The organism is Chromobacterium haemolyticum (assembly GCF_002081825.1).
Taxonomy (GTDB): domain Bacteria; phylum Pseudomonadota; class Gammaproteobacteria; order Burkholderiales; family Chromobacteriaceae; genus Chromobacterium; species Chromobacterium fluminis.
This window is the reverse complement of the sequence record NZ_MUKU01000004.1, coordinates 138,862-152,779: the sequence shown is the minus strand read 5'-3', so window position 1 is coordinate 152,779 and position 13,918 is coordinate 138,862. Positions and strand designations below refer to the sequence as shown.

Genomic DNA, 13,918 nt, shown 5'->3' with positions numbered 1-13,918 from the left:
GCGCCCAGCGGAACCGGCGCCGGCCGCGGAGACGATACATAAGTAAGAATGGAGACGCCCCCCATGTCCGCTACGCTCGAACTCCTGGCCCCGTTTGACGGGCCGTCCGTGCCGCTGAGCCGTGCGCCCGATCCGGTATTCGCCGGTTTGATGATGGGCGACGGCCTGGCGATCGAGCCGATGTCCGGCACCCTGCTGGCGCCCTGTGACGGCGTGGTGGCGCAATTGGCGCGCACCGGCCACGCCTTGACCTTGCGCGCGGCCAACGGCGCTGAAGTGCTGATCCACATCGGCATCGATACCGTCAAGCTGGAGGGCGAGGGCTTCAAGCCCTTGATCAAGGCCGGCGACGCAGTCAGTCAGGGCCAGCCCCTGATCGAAGTGGACCTGGACGCAGTGGCGCGGCGCGCGCCGTCCTTGCTGACCATGGTGGTGATCGCCAACGGCGAGGCTTACGCATTGGAAAGCCGGGCCGAGGGCTGGCAGCAGGCCGGGCAAAGCGTGTTTCTGACACTGTCCGGCGGCGCGGCCGTAGACGATCTTCCCAGCGCCAGTGGCGCGGAAAGCCGCGGTCAGGCCACGGTGCGCCACGCCGGCGGCCTGCACGCGCGGCCGGCGGCGCTGGTGCAGAACGCGGCGCGTCAATACCGCGCCAGCGTACGGGTGGAATTCAACGGTCAGGCCGCCAATGCCCGCAGCGTAGTGGCGCTGATGGGGCTGGGGGTGGCCGAGGACGACGATGTGGCGGTGTTGGCGCAGGGCGAGGACGCCGCTGCGGCCGCCGCGGCGGTGATCGCCGCGCTGCAAACCCGCACAGAGTCCGGCCATGGCGCGCCCGCGCCCTTGGCCAGCGCCTCGGCGCGTTCGCTGCCGGCCGGCTGGATAGGCGGCGTTTGCGCGGCGCCGGGCCTGGCCATCGGCCAGGTGGTGCGCCTCGACGCCTTCGAGCCGCAAGTGGCGGAGTTCGCGGTCAATGCGGACAGCGAGCGCGATCAGCTGAACCGCGCGCTGACCGAGGTCAGCACCGGCATCGCCGCCGCCATCGACGACGCGCTGCGGCGCGGCCAAACCTCGCAGAGCGACATATTCTCCGCCCATCTGGCGCTGGTGGACGATCCGGAATTACGGGGCGCGGCGGAACGAGACATCGCCGCCGGCCACAGCGCCGGCTACGCCTTCCGCCAAGCGGTGCGGGCGCAGTGCCGGGTGTTGTCCAGCCTGGGCAGCCCCTTGCTGGCCGAACGGGTGGCCGATCTCAAAGACATTGAACGTCAGGTGCTGAAAGCCTTGTTGGGCGATGCGCAGAGCGAGCCTGAATTGTATCCGGCCTCCATCCTGGTGGCCGAAGATCTGGCGCCCTCCGAACTGACCCGGCTGCCGCGCGAGCGGGTGGCCGGCATACTGTCCGCCGCCGGCGGCGCCACCGGTCATGTGGCCATTCTGGCGCGCGCGCTAGGCATTCCGGCCCTGGTGGCTTGCGGGCCGCAGGTGTTGCGTCTGGACGCCGGCAGCGAAGTGCTGCTGAATGCGAGCCAAGGCGGCTGTGATCCGGCGCCGGCCGCCGCCTCGCTGGCCGCCGCCAGGCAGGCGATGGCGGAGCGAGAGCGCCGCCGCGCCGATATGCGGGCCGACGCCGACGGCGCCGCGGTGACACTGGATGGCGTGCGCGTTGAAGTCGCCGCCAATATCGCCAACGAAGAGGACGCGCGCGAAGCGGTGCGCCACGGCGCCGACAGCGTCGGTCTGTTGCGCACCGAGTTCCTGTTCATTGATCGTCGGGACGCGCCGGACCGCTACGAGCAGGCCAACGCCTATCAGGCTGTGCTGGACGAATTGCAGGGCCGCGTCGCCATCATCCGTACGCTGGATGTGGGCGGAGACAAGGAAGTGCCCTATCTGACCTTGCCGCCGGAACCTAACCCGGCGCTGGGCTTGCGCGGCATCCGTACCGGCTTCGCCCATCCGGAGATGCTGGATGAACAACTGCGCGCGCTGCTGATGTTGCGCCCGCTATCCCTGCTGCGCATCTTGGTGCCGATGATCGCCGACGTTGGCGAACTGCGGCGTTTGCGTCGGCGCATCGACTCGCTGGCCGAGGAAATGGGGCTGAGCGAACGGCCGCAGCTGGGCGTGATGGTGGAAGTGCCGTCCGCCGCCCTGCTGGCCGACCAACTCGCCGCCGAGGCGGACTTCTTGTCCATCGGCACCAATGATCTGACTCAATACACGCTGGCGATGGACCGTTGCAACGCCTCGCTGGCGGCCAGCCTGGACGCAATGCATCCGGCGCTGCTGCGGCTGATAGAACGCACGGTGGCCGGCGCCAGCCTGCACGGAAAATGGGTGGGCGTGTGCGGCGCCTTGGCGTCGGACCCGCTGGCCACGCCGGTGCTGATCGGCCTCGGCGTGGCCGAACTATCGGTCAGCCCTGGCCTGGTGCCGGAGATCAAGGCCAGGGTGAGGGCGCTGGATCAGCAGGCTTGCCTCAAGCGCGTCGAGCAGCTGTTGAGGCTGGATTCCGCCGCCGAAGTGCGCGCGCAAGCCGCCGAATGGTGGCCGGAGGCCTGACCGGTCCGGCGCGCAAGGCCGTTCAAGGTTTTTGAGGTGATTTTGAAGTAATCGCATGCCGCGGGGACACGCGGCAGCGAGCGGCACAGACACACAAGAAGGTAGCAGCCTGGAGCGCCATGCCCCCATCGGCGTCCATACACTGGGAGACGAGACGTGAGTACCTCTGACAATAAATTCGCTGGCATTCAGCAGCTGGGCCGAGCCCTGATGCTGCCGATCGCCGTTTTGCCCGTGGCCGGCCTGCTGCTGCGCCTGGGCCAGCCGGACCTGCTCAACATCAAGATGATGGCTCAGGCAGGCGACGCCATCTTCGGCAATCTGGCGTTGATCTTCGCCATCGGCGTGGCCGTGGGCTTCGCCAAAGACAACAACGGCACCTCCGGCCTGGCCGGTGCCATTGGCTATCTGGTGATCACCGCGGTACTCAAGGTGATAGACGAGAAGCTCAATATGGGCGTCCTGTCCGGCATTCTGTCCGGCCTGGTGGCCGGCGCGCTGTACAACCGTTACAAGGACATCAAGCTGCCCAGCTACCTGGCCTTCTTTGGCGGCAAGCGTTTTGTGCCCATTGTCACCGGCTTCTCCATGCTGCTGCTGGGCGCGGTGCTGGGCTATGTCTGGATGCCGGTGCAGGTCGGCATCGATAGCGTTGGCCGCTGGCTGATCGGCGCCGGTGAGATCGGCGTCTTCGTCTACGGCGTGCTCAACCGCGTGCTCATCGTCACCGGCCTGCACCACATTCTCAACACCATCGTCTGGTTCCAGGTGGGCGATTTCGCCGCCGCCGCCGGCAAGGTGGTGCACGGGGATCTGACCCGCTTCTTCGCCGGCGACAAGACGGCCGGCATGTTCATGTCCGGCTTCTTCCCGGTGATGATGTTCGGCCTGCCGGCCGCCTGCCTGGCGATGTACCGCACCGCCAAGCCGGAGAACAAGCAAGCCGTCGGCGGTCTGCTGTTCTCGATGGCGCTGACCGCGATGCTGACCGGCGTCACCGAGCCGGTGGAGTTCGCCTTCATGTTCCTGGCGCCGGCGCTGTACGCCATCCACGCGGTGCTGACGGGCTTGGCCATGGCCTTGATGCACGCGCTCAACATCAAGCTGGGTTTCGGCTTCTCCGCAGGTCTGTTCGACTACATGCTGAACTTCGGCTTGTCCACCAACCCCTTGCTGTTGGTCCCGGTGGGCATCGGCTACTTCGCGCTCTACTACGTGTTGTTCGTGTTCTTCATCAAGAAATTCGATCTGAAGACCCCTGGCCGCGAAGACGCGATGGTGACTGTTGCTGCGGTGGCGGCCGGCAGTGAACGCGCGCGCGCCTTTATCGCCGCGCTGGGCGGCGGCGCCAACCTGAAATCGGTGGATGCCTGCACCACCCGTTTGCGCTTGCAAGTGGCCAGCAACGACAAAGTGAGCGAGGCCGCGCTGAAGGCGTTGGGCTCGCGCGGCCTGATCAAGCCGGCCGCCGGCAGCGTGCAAGTCGTGCTGGGGCCGGAGGCGGATCTGATTGCCGACGAAATCCGCGTTGCGCTGGGCGCCGCTGAAACCGCGGCCGCCGTTCAAACGAGCGAGGCGGCGCCGGCGCGGGCCTTGGGCGAAGTGGTGGGCATTGATCGCGAACGCTGGCTGACGGCGCTGGGCGGGGCGGACAATGTGCACAAGGTGGAAGCCGTGGCCGGCAGCCGGTTGCGGGTGGAAGTGGCCGACGCGGCCCTGGTTGATCAGGCCGCTTTGCAGCAGCTGGGCGCCAGTGGCGTTACCGCCTTCTCCGGCACGCTATTGCATATAGTATTGAATAGCGACGCCGGCGATTACGCCGCCGTGTTGCAGGGCTGAGGCGCTGTTCGATGCCGGGCGGCGGCCGGCGGAATTTGACGCACGGCAAGCTTGGACGGAATTTCCGCACTGGCGATGTTGGTAATTCGCCCACTACTTATGTAGCGAGTTGATTACAAGCCGAATCAGGCGGACAGTGGTGGCGCAGGGCACGGGAAGATGACCTTGCGCCATTTCAACTTGGAGGATGCATCATGACGTTGCGAGTTGCTATCAATGGTTACGGCCGCATCGGCCGCATGATTGTGCGTGCATGGCAAGAGCGCTATGCCGATCAGGACATCGAGATTGTCGCCATCAACGATCTGGCCTCGCCGGAGCTGCATGAACACCTGACCCGCTACGACAGCGTGCACGGCCCGTTCGCCGCGTCCGTGGCGTTGGACGGCGACCACCTGGTGGTCAACGGCAAGAAGATCAAGCTGCTGGCCATCCGCAACCCGGCCGAGCTGCCGTGGAAAGAATTGAACGTGGATGTGGTGATGGAATGCACCGGTTTGTTCACCAACCGCGAAAAAGCCGGCGCTCATCTGCAGGCGGGCGCCAAAAAAGTGCTGATCTCCGCTCCTGGCGGCGAAGGCGTGGACGCCACCGTGGTCTACGGCGTCAACCATCAGCAATTGAACAGCGCGATGACCATCGTGTCCAACGCCTCCTGCACCACCAACTGCCTGGCTCCGATGGTGCAGCCCTTGATCGACACCATCGGCATCGAACGCGGCCTGATGACCACGGTGCACGCCTACACCAATGACCAAGTGTTGCTGGACACCGATCACAAGGATCTGCGTCGCGCCCGTTCCGCCGCCGTGTCCATGATCCCGACCAAAACCGGCGCCGCCGCCGCGGTGGGTCTGGTGCTGCCGCAGCTGAAAGGCAAGCTGGACGGCTTCGCCGTGCGCGTGCCGGTGAGCAATGTCTCGCTGGTGGACCTGACCTTCACCGCCGGCCGCGATACCAGCAAGGAAGAAGTGAACCAGCTGATCAGCGACGCCGCCAAGGGCCCGCTCAAGGGCGTGCTGGGCGTCAACACCCTGCCGCTGGTGTCCTGCGACTTCCTGCACAACCCGGCGTCCAGCACCTTCGACGCCACGCTGACCCGCGTCATCGGCGGCCGCGAAGTCAAAGTGCTGGCCTGGTACGACAATGAGTGGGGCTTCTCCAACCGCATGATCGATACGGCAGTGGCCTGGCAGGCCGCCAAGTAAGCGCCGACAGGCGTTCCGCTCTTTTAAACGGACAGGCTCGCCTGTCCGTTTTTCATTGCGTGGTCCAAAACCGGGCCGGATTATTCGTCCTGTTGCAAATCCGGCAGCCGCGGCGGCACCGGCACCTCGATCACGATAGAAGTCTTGGTGTCGCCAAACTGCATCAGCCGCGCGATCAGCGCCTGCAGGGTGGGCATATTGTCCACCACCACCTTCATCATCAGTCCGCTGGTGCCGGTCACCGACATGCATTCGATGATCTCCGGCATGGTGCGGATTTCTTCTATCACCGCGAAGTACTCCAGGTGTTTGACCGTCAGCTCTATCATGCAGCAGATGGGCATGCCCACCTTGTTGGGATCGATGGTGGCGCGGTAGCCGGTGATCACGCCGCCGCGCTCCAATTTGCTCACCCGGTCCGCCACCGCCGGCGGCGACAGATTCACCCTTCTGGCCAGTTCCGCGAAGCTGATGCGAGCGTTTTCGTGCAGTGCGGAGATGATTTTTCTATCAAATTTATCCATGTTTTAATTATAAGGAAATATGACAAAACAAACATATAAAAGAAGGTGAAATGGCAGAAAATCCAATCAACCATCTGATAAAAACGCCTGTTTGCTACGTAAAATTCTGGCCGTATCAGGGTTGGCCGCACTGTCCCGTGGCCTACCTGTCCAGATCCGTTGCGGATGAGAATTGTCCCAAAACGCTCTCATTTGAAACTGTCCTGGTGATCTCTTTGTCCCTGGTCTCTAGTCAGATCAAATCTGTATTGACGACGACCATTCCGGGCCTGTTCACAGCAACAGGCCCGTTTTTTTTTTGGTTTCAGCGGCGTCTACGGCTGGCGCGTTAAAATAATCTGCGCCAAAGTGGGAAAGTTTGACGAAATGTCATATTTTTGTAATCACCCGTTTTTATCCTTGCCACACACTCAAACGGGAATGGATCAACCATGCCAGCCAATATCTTGCTTGTTGAAGACGAACCGGCAATCCAGGAGCTGATTGCCTTCAACCTGGCGCAGGCCGGCCACCATGTGCTGCGAGCCAGCACCGCCGAAGCGGCGCTGACGCTGGTGCGCAACGCGCTGCCGGATCTGGTGCTGCTGGACTGGATGCTGCCGGGCGCCAGCGGCGTGGACATCGCCAAGCGCTTGCGCGCGGACGAGCGCACCCGCCACGTGCCCATCATCATGCTGACCGCTCGCTCGGACGAACAGGACAAGATCACCGGCCTGGAAACCGGCGCCGACGACTACATCACCAAGCCCTTCTCGCCGCGCGAGTTGCTGGCGCGCATCAAGGCGGTGTTGCGCCGCCGCGCGCCGCAGATGACCGACGACGCGGTGGACGTGCAAGGCCTGCGGCTGGATCCGGTTACCCATCGCGTCACTGGCAACGGCGGCGTCATTGATCTGGGCCCCACCGAATTCCGCCTGCTGCATTTCTTCATGACCCACCCCGAGCGCGTGCATTCGCGCTCCCAGTTGTTGGACCAAGTGTGGGGCGACCATGTCTTCGTGGAAGAACGCACCGTGGACGTGCACATCCGCCGGCTGCGCAGCGCATTGGAGGGCACCGGCCACGACGCGCTGATCCAGACCGTGCGCGGCACCGGTTATCGCTTCTCCACCCAGCAGTGAGGCCTGATGCCTGAATTTCTGAAACGCACACTGGCCTCGCTGCTGGCGACCGCCGTCATCGGCCTCGGCTTCTGGCTGGGATCGTCGGCGGAAGACGGACTGATCGCGGTGGCCATCTGCCTGGGCGGCTGGCTGGCCTTCAATCTCTATCATGTGGCGCTGCTGCTGCGTTGGCTGCAGCGGCCCACCCCGGAGCGGGTGCCGGATGGTTTCGGCGTCTGGCACACCATTTTCATGACGCTGTACCGCACCACCCGCACCCAGAGCCAGAGCCAGAAAAAGCTTACCCACGCGCTGGAGCGTTTCATCAACGCCGGCGAGGCGATGCCGGACGGGGTGGTGGTGCTGGACGAGCACGATCGCATCGAATGGATCAACCCGATGGCGGTGGAGCACCTGGGCCTGGACCGTAAGCGCGACGTCGGCAACCAGATCCTCAACCTGATCCGCCAGCCGGCCTTTCACGCCTATATGAACGAGGCGCGCTTCAGCCAGCCGCTGGTGCTCAATTTCGTGCAGCCGCGCGAACTGGTGATCTCGCTGCAGATGGTGCCTTTTGATTCCACCCGCAAGCTGCTGCTGACCCGCGACATCACCCAGCTGGAACGGGTGCAGACCGTGCACAAGGATTTTGTCGCCAACGTCTCGCACGAGCTGCGCACGCCGCTGACCGTGGTGGGCGGCTTTCTGGAGACGCTGGGCGATCTGCCGCAGGTGGACGACGCCACCTTCCGCCAGTTTCTGCCAATGATGCTGGAGCAATCGCGGCGAATGCAAAGCCTGGTTGAAGACCTGCTGACCCTGTCCAAGCTGGAGAACAGCCCCAAGGCGGCGGTGTCGGAGCGCGTGGACATGCAGGACATGCTGGACACGCTGATGGTGGAGGCAGAGGGTCTATCCCATGGCCGCCATCAGGTCCAACTGGATCAGCGCAGCGACGCGTGGTTGTGGGGCAGTCCTCAGGAGCTTCATTCGGCTTTCGGCAACCTGGTGTCCAATGCGGTGCGCTACACGCCTGAGGGCGGCTGCATCACGCTGAGCTGGAAGGAGGAGGGCGAGCAACTGCGCTTCTCTGTGGCGGACACCGGCATCGGTATTCCGCGCGAGCATATTCCGAGGCTGACTGAGCGCTTCTACCGGGTGGACCGTGGTCGTTCGCGCGGCAGCGGAGGCACCGGTCTCGGCCTCGCCATCGTCAAGCACGTGCTGGCGCGACATCACGCCCGGCTGGAGATCAGAAGCGAGCCGGACAAGGGCAGCGTGTTCTCCGCGGTGTTCCCGCGCGACCGCCGCAGCGGCTCGAAAGCGGCCTGAGCGCCGCGCCGCGGGGCCGCATGCGGCGTATTCTTGCAAGCTTGGGTCGGCGCTCTTGGCGCGCCGCTCCAAGCGGGTTAGGATGTCCGTTTTAGCCCGCCGATTTTAGAACCTGTTCAAAGTCTGCTGCGCTTCGGCGATACGGCGTTGAAACCCGCTTCGAAATGCTTATGTACCGTATGTGCATTCCGCTTCCTCGGCTGATTTCGCCTTGTCTCGCCCTTGCTCGCGAGACTCTGAACAGGTTCTATGGCGCGGCAGCCCCCGGCCGGCTCGGCGACGCCGGGCCCGTCCCGACTTTATTCTGGATCGTTCCACCATGAATCGACTGCAATCCATCCGCCCGTTCGGCCAGCGCGTCTGGCTGGACAATCTGTCCCGCGAACTGATCGCCTCCGGCGAACTGGCGCGCCTGCTGGCCGACGACGGCATCGCCGGCGTGACGTCCAACCCGGCGATCTTCTACAAGGCGATCAGCGGCGACGCCAGCTATCAGGCCGATTTGGCCCGCTTGAAGGCGGACGCCGGCCTATCCGCCGAGGCGCGCTACGAAGCCCTGGTGGTGCCAGACATCCAGGCCGCCTGCGACCTGCTGCGCGGCCAATACGACGCCAGCCAGGGCAAAGACGGCTATGTCAGCCTGGAAGTGTCGCCGGAACTGTCCAACGACGAGGCCGGGACCCTGGCCGCGGCGCGGCGCTTGTGGGCGGAAATCGCCCGGCCCAACGCCATGATCAAGATCCCGGCCACCGCCGCCGGCATCCGAGCCTTCCAGACGCTGACCCGCGAAGGCGTCAACGTCAACATCACCCTGCTGTTCTCGCTGCCGCAAGTGGAAGCGGTGTGGGACGCCTACATCGCCGGCTTGTCCGCCCGTCACGCCGACGGCAAGAACGTGTCCGGCGTCAAGGCGGTGGCCAGCTTCTTCCTGTCCCGCGTCGACAGCCTGCTGGACCCGCAAGTGGCGGAGGCCCATAAGGGCAAAGTGGCCATCGCGCTGTCCAAGGCCGCTTACTCTCGCTATCTCGAGCGCTTCCACGGCGCCGAGTTCGCCGCCTTGAAAGCCGCCGGCGCCCGCCCGCAATACCTGCTGTGGGCCTCCACCGGCACCAAGAACGCCGCCTACTCCGACGTGCTTTACGTGGAAAGCCTGATCGGCGATGAAACCGTCAACACCGTGCCGGACGGCACGCTGGCGGCCTTCCGCGACCACGGTCAGGCCGCGTTGACGCTGCCGCAAGGCATGGACGAGGCGCAGACCCTGCTGCACGCGGTGGGCGCGTCGGGCGTGGATCTGGCCGCCGCCGGCGAAAAGCTGCAGCAGGACGGCTTGAAGCTGTTCGAAGACGCGTTCGAGCAGTTGCTGAAGCTGACCGCCTGAGTGTGGAGAAACAAAAAGGCTGACCAGCGCGGTCAGCCTTTTTTGCGTTTGCGGCCGGGCGGCGGCAGCCGTTCAGGCGGCTTGCTGCATCCGGCGCGCCGCCATGCGCTGCCCGGCGGCGCTCATCTCCTCGGCGCTGATGGCGGAGGCGGCGGTGGGGAATAGCCAGCTTTCCTCGGCGGCGGCGTGTTCGCGGTACTGGCGCGCGAACTCCTCCAGCTCGTTTCGGTTGATGCTGTGGATCTTGCCGTCGCGCAGCGCCAGCAGATCGTCGCGAATGGCGTTCCAGCAGGAGTGCAGATACCCGTGTTCGGCGCTCAGTTGCTCCAGCCGCGAGGCGGCGGTGGGCACCCGCTCCAGAATCAGCGGGAACAACTCGTCTTCCTCGTCGCTGTGATGGGCGGGGCCGGCCAGATCGAAGTAGCGGACCACGCCGTCTATCGTATTGCGTGCGGCCTCGTTGACGCCGTGCTGTTCGATATAGGAAGGCAGTTGATCCAATTGCTCGCAGAAGCGGCGAATCTTGTCGTGGCAGGCTTGCAGCATTTCCAGCGGCTGTTCGAAGCTGGGCGCGGCGGCGCTGCTCAAGGTGTCCAGGGTCAGCATCGGCGTTCTCCTGTAGTGGGTGACGGGCTGCATTCTGCGGCATGGCGCGGGCGGCGGCCATGATCCGGCTCAAGCCAACGCGCGCCGGAGGCTCCGCGGGAGCGGTAGAATGCCGAGGTTTGGCTGCCCCGGTTGTTCTTGATACCCCGCTGTCGGGCAGAAAACAAGTGAGATATTGGACTGTTCCGATGACTAGAATGTTGCGCGCGCAAGCGCAGCGCCGCAGGAGGTTGGATGCAAGCCCCGTTTGAAGTGAAACGCCTGGATTTGAGCGACGCGGCGTTGGCCGCTCGCGTCTTGAGCCTGCAGTTGGCGGCCCACCGCCTGGAGGCGGAGTGGCTGTCCTATCCGCATTTGCCGGTGCTGTGGACCGACCTTGCCGCCGCCCAGGCTTGCGCCGACGCGGTTTGGGGCGCGTTCGAGGGCGAGAGCCTGCGCGGGGTGCTGGTGGCCTCGCGTCGCGAGGACGGCGGTCTGCATATCGAAAGAGTGGTGGTGGATCCGCAACAGTTGCGCGCCGGCTGGGGCTATCGTTTGCTTAACCGGGCGTTGGTGGGCGAGAGCGAGGTCAGCGTCGATACCGCCGAGGTCAATATCGCCGCGCTGTCCTTGTACCGCAAGGCCGGCTTCGTCGCCGAACAGCGCTGGTCCACGCCGGACGGCTTGATGCTGTGGCGTCTGAATTATCAGCCGGCCCCGCCGCCGGCTTTCCAGCTACTGGAAGACGGCTGGCTGGACGGCGCGCGCCGGCTGCCGTCGCCCAATCACGACGAACGCGGCGAGGGCATGGCGCCGGAACTGCTGGTGATCCACAACATCAGCCTGCCGCCGTATCGCTACGGCGGACTGGGCGTGGAGCAGTTGTTCCAGAACCGGTTGAACCCGGACGAGCACCCGTTCTACGCCGAAATCCAGCATTTGCGCGTGTCTTCCCATTTCTTCATCCGCCGTTCCGGTGAGCTGCAGCAGTTTGTGCCTGTGACGCGGCGTGCTTGGCATGCCGGCGTGTCCACCTGGCGAGGGCGTGAACGCTGCAACGATTTTTCCATAGGCGTGGAGCTGGAAGGCTGTGATTTCGAGCCGTTCAGCGAGGCGCAATACCGGACGCTGCAAGCCTTGGTGCTGGCATTGCGGCGGAGGCTGCCGCTTAGCGCCATCATAGGTCACGAGCACATCGCGCCGGGGCGCAAGACGGATCCGGGGCCATTTTTCGATTGGGCGAGGGCGGAGGCGGACAGCGGTCTGTCGCGTTAGCGTAAGCCTAGCCGCGAAAAAGCCGGACAGGCAAGGCCGGTCCGGCTTGGGAGCGGGGCGGGAGGGGTTACAGCTCGACTTGCGCGCCCAGCTCCACCACCCGGTTGGTGGGCACCTGGAAGAAGTCGGTGGCGCGCATCGCGTTCTTGCTCATCCACACAAACAGCTTTTCGCGCAGGCGCGACATGCCCGGACGCTCGGTGGACACGATGGTCTCGCGCGACAGGAAGAAGGAGGTGTCCATCAGCTCGAAAGCCAGACCCTGGGCAGTGCAATCTTCCAGCACCTGCAGTACGTTCGGATCTTCCTTGAAGCCGTAGCGAGCCACCACGCGCCAGAACGAGGCCGACATCTGCACGATTTCCAGCCGTTCCTCCGCCGCTACATAGGGCACGTCCTCGGTGCGCACCGTCATCAACACCACTCGCTCATGCAGCACCTTGTTGTGCTTGAGGTTGTGCAGCAGCGCGTGCGGCACGCCATGCAGGGTGCTGGTCAGGAACACCGCGGTGCCCTGCACCCGCGTCGGCGGGTAGGCTTCCAGGTTTTCGATGAAGCTGTCCAGCGGCAGCGCCTGGTCGCGCAGGCGGGTGAACAGCAGCTCGCGGCCCTGCTTCCATGTGCTCATCAGCGTGAAGATCACCATGCCCAGCACCAGCGGCAACCAGCCGCCGTCGGCCACTTTGTGGATGTTGGCGCTAAAGAAGCCCAGATCTATGGTGGCGAACATCAGGGTAACACCCAGCGCCAGCGGCAGGGGCCAGCGCCAGTTGACCCTGGCCACCACGAAGAACAGGCAAGTGGTGATCAGCATGGTGCCGGTGACGGCGATGCCGTAGGCGGCGGCCAGGCTGGACGAGGTCTTGAAGGTCAGCACCACCACCATCACCGCGATCAGCAAAGCCCAGTTGATGAAGGGCATGTAGATCTGGCCGATCTCTTTTTCCGAGGTATGTTGCACCTCCAGCCGCGGGCAGTAGCCCAGCTGGATGGCTTGGCGGGTCAGCGAGTAGGCGCCCGAAATCACCGCTTGCGACGCGATCACCGTCGCCAGCGTCGCCATGACGATCAAGGGCAGCAGCGCCCAGTCCGGCGCCAGCAGGAAGAAGGGGTTTTTGATGGCGGCCGGGTTTTGCATCAGCAGCGCGCCCTGGCCGAAATAATTCAGCGCCAGGCCAGGCAGCACCAGGCTGAACCAGGCGCGGCGGATCGGCGAGCTGCCGAAATGGCCCATGTCGGCGTATAGCGCCTCGGCGCCGGTCAGCGCCAGCACCACCGAGCCCAGGGTCAGGAAGGAGCCCCAGCCGTTGTGGCCGATGAAGTGCAGCGCGTGATAGGGATTGAGCGCCTGCAGCACCTGCGGAGCTTGCACGATCTGATGCAGGCCCAGCAGGCCCAGAACGGAAAACCAGATCAGCATGATGGGGCCGAACAGCAGGCCGACGCTGGCGGTGCCGAAGCGCTGAAGCAGGAAGAGGCCGGTCAGCACGCCGATGGCCATCGGCAGCACATAGCTTTCCATCGCCGGCGAAATCAGCTCCATGCCTTCCGCCGCGGACAAGACCGACACCGCCGGAGTGATGATGGCGTCGCCGTAGAACAGAGCCGCGCCGAACAAGCCCAGCAGAACGATCTTCCAACGCGCGGCGTGGGTGGTGTAATGGCGGGCCAGCGCCATCAGCGCCATGATGCCGCCTTCGCCGCGGTTGTCGGCGCGAAGCACGAAAGCCACGTATTTGATGGAAACCACGAAAATCAGCGACCAGAAGATCAGCGACAAAATGCCGAAGATGTTTTCAGGCGTGGTGGGGATGCCCTGGCCGGTGAAGCATTCGCGCAGGGTATACAGCGGGCTGGTGCCGATGTCGCCGTATACCACGCCCAAGGCGGCCAGGGTCAGGCCTGCCATGGCCTGTTTGTTGTGATCCTGCATATGCATCCAATGGAATTGTTCGTCACCGTATATTGCTGCACAGCAATATCGATGGTTCTTGAGCGCGCAGATTACTCCAGAGGTCAGGGTAAGCCAAGCAAAGGCCGCGCAAGAGCCGAGATGTGTTCTCGTAAAACGACAGAATCCGGGCTGTCCGCTTGCGCGGCGGC

At 64.4% G+C, this 13,918-nt stretch carries 10 protein-coding genes and 1 pseudogene; 8 read left to right on the top strand and 3 right to left on the bottom strand.

Translation table 11 applies throughout. From position 1 onward, the window contains the following. Positions 1-63: 63 nt before the first annotated feature. From ptsP to gap, 3 genes are all read left to right on the top strand, one after another. The gene (ptsP, locus tag B0T39_RS04150) at positions 64-2,568 is read left to right on the top strand and encodes a phosphoenolpyruvate--protein phosphotransferase (RefSeq protein WP_081544933.1); all 2,505 of its coding nucleotides are present in this window, start codon (positions 64-66) and stop codon (positions 2,566-2,568) included. A gap of 156 nt (positions 2,569-2,724) precedes the next feature. Next, positions 2,725-4,407 carry an N-acetylglucosamine-specific PTS transporter subunit IIBC gene (nagE, locus tag B0T39_RS04145; RefSeq protein WP_081544932.1) on the top strand — a complete coding sequence of 561 codons (1,683 nt, stop codon included), beginning with the start codon at positions 2,725-2,727 and terminating at the stop codon, positions 4,405-4,407. Positions 4,408-4,601: 194 nt separating this feature from the next. Continuing rightward, positions 4,602-5,615 carry a type I glyceraldehyde-3-phosphate dehydrogenase gene (gap, locus tag B0T39_RS04140; RefSeq protein ID WP_081544931.1) on the top strand — a complete coding sequence of 338 codons (1,014 nt, stop codon included), beginning with the start codon at positions 4,602-4,604 and terminating at the stop codon, positions 5,613-5,615. Positions 5,616-5,695: 80 nt separating this feature from the next. Here the strand turns inward: gap and B0T39_RS04135 are convergent, their stop codons facing one another. Next, positions 5,696-6,139: an Lrp/AsnC family transcriptional regulator gene (locus tag B0T39_RS04135; RefSeq protein ID WP_081544930.1), complete on the bottom strand. Its 444-nt coding sequence runs from the start codon at positions 6,137-6,139 to the stop codon at positions 5,696-5,698. A 431-nt stretch (positions 6,140-6,570) separates the two neighbouring features. Here B0T39_RS04135 and phoB point away from each other — a divergent pair, with 431 nt between their 5' ends. From phoB to tal, 3 genes are all read left to right on the top strand, one after another. Next, entirely contained in the window at positions 6,571-7,260 is a 690-nt protein-coding gene (gene phoB, locus B0T39_RS04130) for a phosphate regulon transcriptional regulator PhoB (protein WP_019101332.1), read from the top strand. Positions 7,261-7,266: 6 nt separating this feature from the next. Continuing rightward, positions 7,267-8,574: a phosphate regulon sensor histidine kinase PhoR gene (gene phoR, locus B0T39_RS04125; protein WP_081544929.1), complete on the top strand. Its 1,308-nt coding sequence runs from the start codon at positions 7,267-7,269 to the stop codon at positions 8,572-8,574. A 319-nt stretch (positions 8,575-8,893) separates the two neighbouring features. After that, positions 8,894-9,955: a transaldolase gene (gene tal / locus B0T39_RS04120; RefSeq protein WP_081544928.1), complete on the top strand. Its 1,062-nt coding sequence runs from the start codon at positions 8,894-8,896 to the stop codon at positions 9,953-9,955. Between the two features lie 72 nt (positions 9,956-10,027). On the opposite strand, the gene B0T39_RS04115 is transcribed toward tal, so the two are convergent. Then, the gene (locus tag B0T39_RS04115; RefSeq protein WP_081544927.1) at positions 10,028-10,561 is read right to left on the bottom strand and encodes a hemerythrin domain-containing protein; all 534 of its coding nucleotides are present in this window, start codon (positions 10,559-10,561) and stop codon (positions 10,028-10,030) included. A 234-nt stretch (positions 10,562-10,795) separates the two neighbouring features. Between B0T39_RS04115 and B0T39_RS26105 the strand changes: the two are divergent. Both B0T39_RS26105 and ampD read left to right on the top strand, forming a co-directional pair. After that, positions 10,796-11,212 (top strand): annotated as a pseudogene (locus B0T39_RS26105) (GNAT family N-acetyltransferase); the annotation flags it as partial. Positions 11,213-11,227: 15 nt separating this feature from the next. Beyond that, positions 11,228-11,815 (top strand): 1,6-anhydro-N-acetylmuramyl-L-alanine amidase AmpD, encoded by a 588-nt coding sequence (ampD, locus tag B0T39_RS26100; protein WP_254894488.1) that lies wholly within the window; start codon positions 11,228-11,230, stop codon positions 11,813-11,815. 67 nt (positions 11,816-11,882) lie between these two features. On the opposite strand, the gene kup is transcribed toward ampD, so the two are convergent. Next, on the bottom strand, positions 11,883-13,748 hold the full coding sequence (kup, locus tag B0T39_RS04105) for a low affinity potassium transporter Kup (protein ID WP_043589962.1): 1,866 nt from the start codon (positions 13,746-13,748) through the stop codon (positions 11,883-11,885). Between the last annotated feature and the right edge of the window lie 170 nt (positions 13,749-13,918).

Coding starts and splice junctions, on each gene's coding strand:
- ptsP (WP_081544933.1), top strand. CDS start 64: ATGTCCGCTACGCTCGAACTCCTGGCCCCGTTTGACGGGCCGTCCGTG.
- gap (WP_081544931.1), top strand. CDS start 4,602: ATGACGTTGCGAGTTGCTATCAATGGTTACGGCCGCATCGGCCGCATG.
- B0T39_RS04135 (WP_081544930.1), bottom strand. CDS start 6,139: ATGGATAAATTTGATAGAAAAATCATCTCCGCACTGCACGAAAACGCT.
- phoB (WP_019101332.1), top strand. CDS start 6,571: ATGCCAGCCAATATCTTGCTTGTTGAAGACGAACCGGCAATCCAGGAG.
- phoR (WP_081544929.1), top strand. CDS start 7,267: ATGCCTGAATTTCTGAAACGCACACTGGCCTCGCTGCTGGCGACCGCC.
- tal (WP_081544928.1), top strand. CDS start 8,894: ATGAATCGACTGCAATCCATCCGCCCGTTCGGCCAGCGCGTCTGGCTG.
- B0T39_RS04115 (WP_081544927.1), bottom strand. CDS start 10,561: ATGCTGACCCTGGACACCTTGAGCAGCGCCGCCGCGCCCAGCTTCGAA.
- ampD (WP_254894488.1), top strand. CDS start 11,228: ATGCTGTGGCGTCTGAATTATCAGCCGGCCCCGCCGCCGGCTTTCCAG.
- kup (WP_043589962.1), bottom strand. CDS start 13,748: ATGCAGGATCACAACAAACAGGCCATGGCAGGCCTGACCCTGGCCGCC.